This window comes from Methanoplanus endosymbiosus (genome assembly GCF_024662215.1).
Taxonomy (GTDB): domain Archaea; phylum Halobacteriota; class Methanomicrobia; order Methanomicrobiales; family Methanomicrobiaceae; genus Methanoplanus; species Methanoplanus endosymbiosus.
In genome coordinates this window covers 314,873-326,747 of the sequence record NZ_CP096115.1, presented here as the reverse complement: position 1 = coordinate 326,747, position 11,875 = coordinate 314,873, and the positions used below count along the sequence as shown (strand labels likewise).

General features: G+C 41.3%; 10 protein-coding genes. 8 read left to right on the top strand and 2 right to left on the bottom strand.

All coding sequences use genetic code 11. The annotated features are described in order from the left end of the window. The first annotated feature begins 3 nt into the window (after nucleotides 1-3). The 8 genes from trmY (at nucleotide 4) to L6E24_RS01100 (ending at nucleotide 5,353) form a co-directional block, all read left to right on the top strand. Nucleotides 4-570, top strand: coding sequence for a tRNA (pseudouridine(54)-N(1))-methyltransferase TrmY (gene trmY / locus L6E24_RS01135; protein WP_257742904.1), 567 nt, complete (start codon nucleotides 4-6; stop codon nucleotides 568-570). Then, nucleotides 570-1,817, top strand: coding sequence for a tRNA pseudouridine(54/55) synthase Pus10 (locus L6E24_RS01130; protein WP_257742903.1), 1,248 nt, complete (start codon nucleotides 570-572; stop codon nucleotides 1,815-1,817). The genes trmY and L6E24_RS01130 overlap by 1 nt, the downstream gene beginning before the upstream one ends. Before the next feature lie 32 nt (nucleotides 1,818-1,849). Beyond that, on the top strand, nucleotides 1,850-2,143 hold the full coding sequence (locus L6E24_RS01125) for a 50S ribosomal protein L21e (protein ID WP_257742902.1): 294 nt from the start codon (nucleotides 1,850-1,852) through the stop codon (nucleotides 2,141-2,143). Nucleotides 2,144-2,167: 24 nt separating this feature from the next. Next, the gene (locus L6E24_RS01120; protein ID WP_257742901.1) at nucleotides 2,168-2,518 is read left to right on the top strand and encodes an RNA polymerase Rpb4 family protein; all 351 of its coding nucleotides are present in this window, start codon (nucleotides 2,168-2,170) and stop codon (nucleotides 2,516-2,518) included. A gap of 24 nt (nucleotides 2,519-2,542) precedes the next feature. Further along, on the top strand, nucleotides 2,543-3,103 hold the full coding sequence (locus L6E24_RS01115) for a DUF655 domain-containing protein (RefSeq protein ID WP_257742900.1): 561 nt from the start codon (nucleotides 2,543-2,545) through the stop codon (nucleotides 3,101-3,103). Beyond that, complete coding sequence (rsmA, locus tag L6E24_RS01110; protein ID WP_257742899.1) at nucleotides 3,100-3,873, top strand: 16S rRNA (adenine(1518)-N(6)/adenine(1519)-N(6))-dimethyltransferase RsmA; 774 nt, start codon at nucleotides 3,100-3,102, stop codon at nucleotides 3,871-3,873. Before L6E24_RS01115 ends, rsmA begins: the two co-directional genes overlap by 4 nt. 146 nt (nucleotides 3,874-4,019) lie before the next feature. Continuing rightward, nucleotides 4,020-4,607 (top strand): HemK2/MTQ2 family protein methyltransferase, encoded by a 588-nt coding sequence (locus tag L6E24_RS01105; RefSeq protein ID WP_257742898.1) that lies wholly within the window; start codon nucleotides 4,020-4,022, stop codon nucleotides 4,605-4,607. A gap of 182 nt (nucleotides 4,608-4,789) precedes the next feature. Then, nucleotides 4,790-5,353: an HdeD family acid-resistance protein gene (locus L6E24_RS01100; protein ID WP_257742897.1), complete on the top strand. Its 564-nt coding sequence runs from the start codon at nucleotides 4,790-4,792 to the stop codon at nucleotides 5,351-5,353. Nucleotides 5,354-5,363: 10 nt separating this feature from the next. Here the strand turns inward: L6E24_RS01100 and mutL are convergent, their stop codons facing one another. After that, complete coding sequence (gene mutL, locus L6E24_RS01095; RefSeq protein ID WP_257742896.1) at nucleotides 5,364-7,484, bottom strand: DNA mismatch repair endonuclease MutL; 2,121 nt, start codon at nucleotides 7,482-7,484, stop codon at nucleotides 5,364-5,366. Further along, complete coding sequence (gene mutS / locus L6E24_RS01090) at nucleotides 7,481-10,126, bottom strand: DNA mismatch repair protein MutS (protein ID WP_257742895.1); 2,646 nt, start codon at nucleotides 10,124-10,126, stop codon at nucleotides 7,481-7,483. The genes mutL and mutS overlap by 4 nt, the downstream gene beginning before the upstream one ends. Nucleotides 10,127-11,875 lie beyond the last annotated feature (1,749 nt).

Here is an 11,875-nt window from a genome sequence, read left to right as displayed (position 1 = left end):
ATTATGAAGCGGTTTCTTGTAATAGGGCACAAAGCACCGACTGCCGGAGAATTTGCATTAAATGATCTTCCCGGTGGTGCAGGCAGACTTGATGTCCTGTGCAGATCTGTGAACTCATGTTTTTTTCTCTCACACGATCTCAGAAGAGACGTTGAGTGCTTTCTCGTCCTGCTTGGAGAGCCAAACCCTCCAAAGACTATAATGATCAGCGGAGAAGATGTCAGACATCTGAATCCTGACGAGAGAAGTGCAGGATCACTGATAAAAAAGGCACTCAATATCCCCTGCGGAAATAAATTCACCGAATCAACAAAGGGATTTTATGTCAGAAACGGTGGATTAAAAGAGCTTCTTGAAGAGTATGAGTTTGCAGTTCTGGACGAAAACGGGACAGATATAAGGGATATTTCCCCTATGCCTGACAATTATATTCTGTCAGACCATATGAACTTCACAGAGGAAGAGGAACTGCTCATAAAGGATCTGCCAAAAATCTCAGCCGGACCAAAAGTGCTCCACGCGGATCACACCATAATAACGATTCTGAACGAATCAGACAGGAGAGAGTAATGTCGGAGTTATCAGAGCAGATTAAGGAAATTCTTAATTATGGTCCGATATGTGATCACTGCCTCGGAAGATTTTTCGGGAAGAGAACACATGGACTTGGAAATGATGAAAGAGGAAGAGCATTAAGGATATATTCCTGCATTGAAGAGGACAGACCCTTCAGCCCTGAAGAGGAGACCTGCTGGATATGCGGAAATCTCTTTGATACTGTTGATACCTGGGCAGAGAAAGTAAAAGATTCACTAAAGGATCTGGAATTTAAAACCCTTCTGTTAGGGTGCAAAATTCCACCTCTGATCTCAGAGAGTGAAGAGATGGTCTGGAGTGATCTCTCTTTAAAGTCCCCCGAACCTGTAAAAGCGGAATTCAACCGTGAGACGGGTAAAAGGGTCACTTCACAACTTGGTTGTGAGGTCAATTTCAAAAGACCTGATCTTGTTGTAGTCTGTAATATCGCCGATGGTACTGTGGATGTGGAAGTAAATCCGGTTTACATCTACGGAAGATACCGCAAAAATATAAGGGGTATTCCGCAGACAAGATGGCACTGCCGTGAATGCCGTGGAAAAGGCTGTGAGAGATGTAATTTTACAGGCAGGATGTATCAGGATTCCGTAGAGGAACTGATCGGAAGGCCTCTTATTGAACTCTTTGAAGCGGAAGATGCTATACTGCATGGTGCCGGAAGGGAAGATATCGACGCTGTTATGATCGGAACAGGAAGGCCTTTTGTAATTGAGATCGTAAAACCCCGACTCAGGGATATCTCCTTTGAAGATATGGAGTCTGCTATAGATAACTATGCAGAAAAAAGGGTGGAAGCTGTGTTTGATCATGTAAGCGATCGGCATGAGGTGGAAACCCTTAAATCCGGAAAAGCTCATAAAAAATACAGCATTCTGGTTGAAGTTGACGGCGATTTCTCACCGGACGATGTTGGATCTGCTCTGAAAAGTCTAAAAGGGACGATAATAGACCAGCGCACCCCGGACAGGGTTTCACACCGCAGGGCAGATCTAGTGAGAAAACGAAAGGTCATAGATATTGAGTGCATTGGTGTAGAGGATGGCAAATTCAGAATTGAGGTTCTCGGAGATGCAGGACTTTACATTAAAGAACTCATATCAGGTGATGAAGGCAGAACTGAGCCGAATTTTTCATTAAATATCGGTGCAGATGCCAGAGTTACCGCCCTTGATGTAATCATGGTCGAAGGCGTAGTACCTGAATCAAGGAAGTTCGACTAAATCTTATATTATTAAAAATACGGAGAGTAAAAATGGCACATCACAATGGTCAGAGGAAAAAGACACGCTATAAGTACAAAAAAGAACTCAGACAGCGCGGTATTGGCCCTGTAACAAGACTTATTCAGGAATTTGAGGACGGACAGAGAGTACACATTGTTGTAGATCCAAGTGTGCAGACAGGAATGCCTCACAGAAGATTCCACGGAAGAACCGGTAAAGTTATTGGTAAACAGGGACGCGCATGGGTTTTGGAAGTAAGGGACGGAAATTCACTCAAGACTGTGATTTCAAGACCACAACATCTAAGACCTCAGAAACAATAATCTTTTTTTATAACAGGGATTGGCATGAAAGTTAAAGGCATTATCAATGAAGAAAAAATTACTCTTCAGGAATTACGTGAGGAATTACTGAAGGTTGAGGCAGTACGCCTTGAGGCTGGAAAAGAGATGTCATATGAGCTTAGGAGAAGCATTGAGCATGCCAATCATCTCTCAAAAACAAGTGCAGGCAGTTCAAGAGAACTCGTAGAGAAGCTTCTTGAATTTGAAAAGATGAAACCTGAAATTGCATTCAGGATTGCGGGCATCATGCCTCAGTCAAGAGATGAATTAAGGGCAATCTACGCCAAAGAGCGCTTCAACCTCACAGGTGAAGAGCTGGATGAGATTCTGGACCTTGTAAAGGTCCACTTCTGATTTTTTTCCGGAAGGTAATCTTTTATGAGATCTGATAAAAAAGAACTTTATGCTGTAGTTATTGATGTACTCCCGATGGGGCATGGTGACGTAAGACGGCCTCAGTACAAAAAGGAACCTCTTGTTCAGGCTATGGGCACTGAACAGTTTAAACTGCTTGAGCTTGTACCAAAAAACACTGATGTCACAACAGGTGATATTGTATATATTGGTGAGAAACAGCGGGATAAAATTGAGAGGGTAAAGAAGAGAATTGGTTATAATGATCTGACCCAGACTGCAAAACTTGAAGTCCCTTATGCAATTAAGAGTATTGTAATGGAAAAAGAATCCAGTTATGTGGATTTCTTCAATAAAGCTGTCCCGATCACATCCAAACAGCATATGCTTCACCTGCTTCCCGGAATCGGAAAGAAAATATTATGGGAAATTCTTGACGAGAGAGAGAAAAAGCTCTTTGACAGTTTCGCTGATATAAGTGAGAGAATTAAATCAATTCCGCATCCGGAGCAGATGATAATTAAGAGAATTATCGAAGAGATGCAGGATCCGAATATCAAATATCATCTCTTCACATCAAAATGAGAGCACCGCATGATCAGCATTTCCTTGTTGATGCCGGGGCTGTAGAAAAGATTTCCGGATATGCAGATGTATCCGGAAGGACAGTTCTTGAGATAGGTCCTGGTAAGGGAATACTGACAGAAGCTCTTCTTAGTCGTGGGGCAAAGGTAATTGCTGTTGAACTTGACGGCAAATTAGTATCTTATCTTGAAAAAAGTTTTTTTAGGGAGGTTAAATCCGGAGATCTAACCATTGTTCATGGTGATGCCATACGATGTGAGATCCCTGACTTTGATCTTGTCGTTGCAAACCTGCCTTACTCAGCTTCATCAAAGATAACTTTCAGGCTGATAGGAATGGGCTTTGAAGAAGCTGTGCTGATGTATCAGAAAGAATTTGCAATGAAGATGATGGCCCTTCCGGGCACTTCTGAATGCGGAAGATTATCAATAATGGTACAGACATATGCAAAGGTAATGCCTCTGCTTGAACTGTTGCCATCATCCTTCTCCCCAAAACCAAAGGTAAAATCATATGTCGTAAGACTTACATTAAAAGATGAACTTACCTACCCGATAAACAACATAGAACTCTATGCAGTTATAGTCCGTGAACTCTTTTCGCACCGGAGAAAAACAATTCGGAAGGCTGTAAATATCTCTGAGAACAATATTGGCAGAGAAGAGTCAGAGAGAATACTGTCCGGTGTTTCTGAAGATATACTCAGAAAAAGACCTCAGGAATTAACCCTTAAAGAGTTTGCAGACCTATCAAATACTGCTTCAGGATAATTCTGTTTTATCAGATCAAACGATGGTATTGATCTATTTTTCCGGATATAGAGATCTCATATGATCTCATATGATCCAAAACCAAATATTTTTCTCCGGATTTTTGAGCCGGCGGTCTCAAATGCTTCATTCAGGATAGTGATTGTATGAAAGATAAAGAAATTACACCAAAATATCATGAACAGGTTTACCAGCCGGAAGCTGATACATATCTTCTGTTAAAAGCAGTAATGGCAGAGATAAAATATGATGACAGGGTGATTGAAATCGGAACCGGAAGCGGAAAGATCGCGGGGGAAGCATATAAGATCGCTAAATCTGTAACAGGTACTGATATTAATCCTCATGCATGCAGATCAGCAGCAGCGTTAGGGCCTGAGATTATCAGGACTGATCTTTCAGCCGGAATCTCTTCTGAATTTGATCTTGTCATCTTTAATCCGCCATATCTGCCAACAGAGGAAGAGGAAAAAATTGACGACTGGCTTGAATATGCACTTGACGGAGGAATTTCCGGCAGGGAGACTATAGAAAAATTTGCAGAAGTCCTGCCTGAAATTATGAATAAAAACGGCAGGTGTCTTCTTCTGGTATCATCACTTACAGGCACTGAAGAAGTGAGAAATATTTTTTCCGGGAAAAAACTGCTGTCATATGTTATTTTAAGTGAGATCTGTGAAGACGAGACTCTCTATATTTTAAGGATTGTACATGATGTCTGTGGTAATCCCTAATACAATGAATCTGAAGTATAAATGATTTTGGTGCAACAATGTCAGAGAACATAGATAAATGATTAACATTATTGCCGGAACAGTTATGATCCTGCCTAAAATAGCAAATTAAGCAAAAATGATCTGCAAAAATAACAAAACAATAAATAATTATAAGAAATAATTAATCCTAGAGGATTTAAATGGCTGAAGTAGAAATTATTGAAGCAGATTTTACACCACTTTCATGGTGGATTTTCCTGTTTCAGGGACTTATATCAATAATTTTCGGTGCAGCAGCGATTCTGTGGGCACCTTTGATTGTTGATCTTATTGCATTCTTTATTGGTGCACTGATTATCATCTACAGTATTTCAACCTTAATTAAAGGTTTTGCCGGGCAGGACAAAAGCACGTCCAGAATACTGCTGATTATTCTTGGAATTATTGGTATTATCATCGGTATTCTTGCAATTATGAACCTTGCAGTTCTGTGGGTGACTATAGCAGTTCTGATTGCCCTGTGGGCGTTCATTACCGGATTTGGAGATCTCTGGATTGGGCTTACTGCTGAGCGTGAAAATGGCTGGTACAGAGTATTGCTTGTAATTTCAGGAATTATTGCAGTGATGCTTGGAATTATGATGATGGTATTCCCAATGGCAGGCACAGCAGTTATTGTTCAGGTGCTTGGTATCTTTGCTGTTGCAATGGGTATTGTAAGTCTCATTACCGGATTCGTAATCCAGGCAAAAATTAAGGGATAAAATCCTTTTTTCAGGTTCTGAGAAACATTTTAGAAAGCTTTTTTGAAGATACTGTAATCACTGCCGGTCTTCCGTGAGGGCAGGTGTATGGATTTTCTGTTGCAGACAGCTGCTTCACAAGTTTCTGCATCTGCTCAAAGGATAGTTCAGTTCCGGCTTTAATTGCCGCCTTACAGGAGACTGTTGAAGCAATCTTCTCCTTTTTCTCTTCAAAGGTGCTGCTGCCATCGTCCATTATATCAGAGATGATATCTTTTATTATCTCAGTACCTATCCTCTTGCCAAGAACAAGGGGAACAGATCGTATTGCAAAACTGTCTTTACCGAATTCATCAATATTAAATCCTTCCTCTTCAAGTTCTGTCAATCCGGATTTTAATATTTCCGATTCTGAGGCTCTTAAGTTCAGTACAACAGGCACTAACAGTTCCTGGGAGATCTTTCCTGACATTTTATTTGCCTGAATCTGGTCATAGATTATTCTCTCATGGGCAGCATGCTGATCAATCAGGACAAGCTCTTCTCCTTCACTGCCTGACATGAATGCGACAATATATGAAGAATCAAACTGTCCGGCAATTTTCATATCCGGAAATCTGAATTCGCCGGTATTTTTGTATGAGAAATTTTCTGTAAGCCTGAGCTGCCTGTCTGTTGCCGAAAATTTCGGGTGGTAGCGCTCTTCGTTATCAGGATTTGTTATGCTAAACCCGGAAAACTGGGATTTTTTCTGACCGGAATCTCTGCTGCTTATTATATCATCATATGCTTCGCTGACTGTTGCGGACTTTGGTTCTTCTGTTATATATGATGAAAAAATACCAAAATCTCTGCTGCTTACAGCGGATCTCTCTTTAACATATACTGATTCCGGCTCTTCTTTTATATATGATGAAAAGAGATCAGGTTCCCTTCTCCCTTGTCCGGATGTTTCCCTGATATATGTAGCATGCGATTCTTCTTCTGTACAGGATGGTAAATCTTCAGATTTTTCACAGCTCAGAACAGAAGGTTTAGCAGATGGTTTATAGTCAGGCTCTTCTTCATTATATACGATTTCCGGCTTTGATCTCTTCCCAAAGGAGAATACTGACAGACCTTTCTTATAGACCAGGGATTCTCCTTTAAGGGCCTGTGAAACCGAATCCCTTAATGCACGCCTTATCTCAGTCTCTCTTGAAAATCTGACTTCCTTCTTTGTCGGGTGGACATTTACATCAACTATATTTCTGTCAATTATGAGGCTTAAGTATGCTATTGGGTATCTGTTCTTTGGCAGAAGTGTACCATAACCTTCCTTGACAGCCCTTGAAAGAGGAACAGAATAGATCGGACGGTTGTTGACTGATATATGTACTGACTGCTGGGTTGATGAATTCTCAGAGGGTTTTTCACAAAACCCTGCAACCTTCATGAAGGGGAAGGTCTTTTCAATCTTAATGAGATCTTTAACTGCCTCACTGCCGTATATGTGACCGATCTTCTCTTTAAAATCAGCCGATGTGCCGGAGAACAACTTATCCTTGCCGTTATGGGTCAGAAGTATTGAGACAGAAGGGTTTGCCAGAGCAATCTGCTCTACTGCTTTTAATATATGGGAGAACTCTGTCTGCCTTGATTTAAGGAATTTCTTCCTTGCAGGGGTGTTGAAGAAGAGATTTTCAACAAGAACTGATGTCCCGGCAGGTGCGCCGGTTTCACTGGTCTCATTGTCTTTCCCACCTTCAATTACAATCTTTGTGCCCTTAAGGGAATCTCTGGAATTTTCTTTGGTTATTAGTGTAAACCGGGATACTGATGCAATGCTTGCAAGTGCTTCACCGCGAAAGCCCATAGTTCCGATTGTTATCAGATCGCCTGCGGATGATAGTTTGCTTGTTGCATGTCTTCTTACCGAGAGAAGGGCTGAATCCCTGTCCATGCCGCAGCCGTCATCAGAGACCCGGATTCTGAATATTTCACGTGAGTCTGAGCCTATATCAATTTTGATCGTCTTTGCGCCGGAGTCAATTGAATTCTCCACAAGTTCCTTTACAACAGATGCAGGCCTCTCGACAACCTCCCCGGCTGCAATTTTATTTATTGTGTCATCATCAAGGAGATGGATCTTTTTTTGTATATCAGTATTCAATTCATCTCATCTCCGGCTTCTTCTTTTAGAGTATATATCAGTGCAAGTGCTTCCCTTGGAGTGAGTGAATCAGTATCTATCTCCCTTATCCTCTCTGCAAGTTTTCCACCATTCCCACAATCATGAACAGATGCACAATCTCCCTGATCTATAAGCAGCATCTGGGTGTATCTCGGCTGTATTCTTCCGGGAACTGAGTATTCTCTCTCCTGTTCCAATTTCAGGATTTCAGATGACCTGTCAAGCACTTTCTTTGGGATTCCGGCAAGCTTTGCAACATGGATACCATAGCTCCTGTCTGTCGCACCCGGAATAAGTTTTCTGAGGAATACTACATCCCTTCCGGTCTCGTTTACAGCGAAATGATAATTGCTCACTCTCTTAAGTTCACCTTCCATCCCGACCATCTCATGGAAATGCGTTGCAAATAGTGTCCTCGGTCCGCTCTTTGATCTGCCGTGAAGGAATTCAAGCACTGCCTTTGCAATGGAGTAGCCGTCAAGTGTGCTTGTCCCCCTGCCGATCTCATCAAGAATTACAAGACTTTTGTCGGTGATGTTATTAAGAATATTGGCGAGTTCAAGCATCTCAACCATAAATGTACTCTGGCCGCTTGAGAGATCATCAAATGCACCAACGCGGGTAAATATCCGGTCCACAATTCCTATCACAGCACTGGCTGCGGGGACAAAGCATCCTGCCTGTGCCATTACTGTTATCAGGGCAACCTGGCGCATGTAGGTGGATTTTCCTGCCATGTTTGCTCCGGTGATGATTAAGATCTGTTCGCTCTCACTTTCAAGTCCGGAATCATTCGGCACAAAACTGTTATCCATGTTTCTCTCAACAACAGGGTGGCGGCCGTCTGATATGATGAGCCTGCCGGAATTTTCAATCACCGGACGTTTATAGTTGTATAGATCTGATACATTGCTAAATGCTGCATATACATCCAGAAGACCGATATGTCCGGATGTCTTCTGTATTGCCGGGACAACTTCTGCAAGTGATAAGATTAAGCTGTTGAATAATTCAAGTTCAAGTGCAAGCAGTTTCTCCTCTGCATTTGATATGAGAGATTCCTTCTCCTGCAAAACCGGAAGGGTATATCTCTCACCGTTTGACATTGTCTGTTTTCTCAGGTATTCGGGTGGGACAAGGCTGAGATTCGACTTTGTGACTTCGATATAGTATCCGGATACTTTATTAAATCCTACCTTTAAGGATTTGATTCCGGTTCTCTCCCTTTCACCCTGCTGAAATTCTGCAATCCAGTTTTTGCCTGAATATGCAATATCCCTGAGTTCATCAAGTTCACTGCTGTAACCATCCCGGATTACGCCTCCTGTTCTTGCAAGGACAGGCGGTTCATCATTAATTGCAGATTCAATGAGTTCTGTTACGTCAGTGAGTGCCTCTGCACCGGAAACAGACTCCCGTATTAGTGCTGGAAGTCTTTCGGATGCCGGATTTATAAGATATTTTATCTCCGGAATTTTAAGCAGTGCATTTTTGAGTGTGACGAGATCACGCGGGCCTGCATTGCCGTATGAGATCCTTCCGGCAATTCTTTCAATGTCCGGGAATTTGTGTAAATGTCCCCGCAGTTTATATCTTGTGGCGGAGTTGTTCAGGAAGTATTCAACTGCGTCATGTCTCTTCCCGATATCTTCTTTGTTTATCAGCGGGGCTGTCAGGAATTTCTTCAGGATTCTTATTCCCATTGAGGTTTTTGTATCATTTAATACGCCAAAGAGGGATGTGTCCTTCCCACGGTTTCTTATGTTCTCCAGAATTTCGAGATTTCTAAGCGTGATTGCATCGAGAACCATGCTGTTCTCCGGAATTCTGACAGACAGTTTTCTTATATGTCCAAGGTCTTTTTTCTGGGTATAGCAGGCGTATGAAAGGCATGCTCCGGCAGATCCGATGGCAAGATCCATGCCCATGCAGCCAAATCCTTCAAGTGATGATACACTGAAGTAATCCTGAAGGAAATCCCTGGCAGTTTCATAATCAAATGCCCTTGTGTTGTACGGAGTTATGAGAATATTTTTATTTTCAAGCTCTTTTATTGCTGATTCCGGAACTTTTTGGGAGACTATACATTCAGACGGGCTATAACGCACAATCTCAGAATTAAGTGATGTATAGCCATTGCTCTCCCTGCATTCTGATATAAAAAATTCTCCGGTTGAGACATCAAGAAATGCCATGCCAAATTCATTTTTTTTGGAGTTGTAGTCAAGTGACATCAGGTAGCATGATCCCGAAGTTCCAATCATTGATGAGTCGATTACAGTTCCGGGTGTGATGACTCTTACAACATCTCTTTTTACTATGCCCTTTGCCTTTTTTGGATCTTCAATCTGGTCACAGACAGCAACACGGTAACCCTTCTGTACCATCCTTGAGATGTATGTCTCTCCTGCATGGATCGGAACTCCGGCAAGAGCCATCTTTTCACCGTTTATATCTCTGCCGCGGGATGTCAGGGTTATGTCCAGCTCACTGGCAACAACCTCAGCATCCTCTCCAAATGTCTCATAGAAGTCCCCCATCTGGAAAAAGAGGATTGTTCCGGGATATTTGTCTTTTAAGTCGTAAAACTGCTTCATCGCAGGTGTTGGGCCCTTACTCATCCTACCATAAAGATCTTTATTATAGGCTAATGAGTGTTTTGAGAATGACATATTTTGTGAGGTCAAAGGAGGCTGATAAACCGTATTTTGCTATCAGGATTTTGAAGAGTGCAGATTATGTGACATTTCTTTAAATCTGGTGTCCTGAGATCTGATTTCCCAGCCGAACATCTGTCATATAGCATCATATGGTTTATGGGGTGTGGGTGGAGGGAGGGCTGTTCGTTCAGATGTAAAAATCCATTGAATATTCAGCATAATTCCGGAAAAAGGGAGGATATGTACAATCTTACAAATACTGGCCCGCAGTTTGATACTGACATAATTTCGTGGTGCAAACCATCTGCCTGATATGCCGGAATTCTGAATTCTGATTTTTTTTCAGATTCTGATTTGGGAGGTGGCAGATGCAGACTCAAATATCTTTCCGGAAATATGAATCTTACGGCGTTGTTAAGATGGAACCTGCCGGCCGGACAGCAATTTCTGAAAAATCATAACTGATCTGACAAACATTCGGATTGACATACCAATAGGCAGCAGAATAGCAATCTATCTCAAGTTTGACACTTGTTCAAAAATCTATTTTACACCGCAGTAATTGAGTTGATTATTACGGCGAGTATTGGAGTGGGATATGCCTTGATATTTGCAGATACGCCTATTTTGACGAAGTAAATGTCTTGGTTACATAATGTAACCTAATTTATCTGCCAGATTATTGCTGCATATTTTATGTCGATAAAAACCCCAGATCTGACAATTGACATTCCGGATTGAGAGATTGGGGGGCTGGAAAATGGCAATCTATCTGTGATTGATCATCTACATGATTACAACATTATTTGATTGAGTATTGGAGTTAGATATGCCCTGTAATTTACAGATATGCACTATTCTGATGAAATTAATATCTGAGTTACATAATGTAACTCTGTTTGTCTGCCGGATTATTGCTGCATATTTTATGACCATAAAAACCTCTGATCTGACAATTAGCATTCAGAATTGACAGATCAGGAAAATCAGGTCGGGGTTCAATCTATCTGCGATTGCTCATCTGCATGGCTACAACAGTATTGGGGTGAGTATTGGGGTTAGATATGCCCTGAAATTTACAGATACACACTATTTTGACGAATTAAATATTCTAGTAACATAATGTAACTGCGTCCGTCTGCCGGATCATTGCTGCATATTTTATGTCTATATAATCCCCAGATCCGACAATTAACATTCAGAATAGACAGATAAGGAAGCAGGTAGTGGGGCAACCCGTGGCTGATTATATGATGGTTACAGCAGTATTGGGGTGAAATATCTTCTGAAATTTGCAGATAAATATTATTTTGACTGAAAAAATATCGATGTTACTAATTGTTACTCCAATATGATTTCCGGATTTCAGACATCTGAGTGTGAAAAATATGTCTCACATAGCGGAATTTTCCTGCCATTCAAAAGACAGAAATCTGTGGATATTGAAGGGGAGAAAATCCGGAGAATGTATCAGTAATCCTCCTGGGAAAAATAAAAACTGTTGCCTGGAAATTATTACAATCATATTGAAAATTCCGAATTTAAAAATTGTTCTCCAAATAAACATCCTCATACGTTCGTTGTGTTGCACTTTCTGACACATATCTATATCAGACATCCAATTTGACATTGATGACAATATATTGCCCTTAATTTGGATTTCACAGACAATCACTAAAAAAGTCCCGGATGAGGACCAAAAAAAACAAT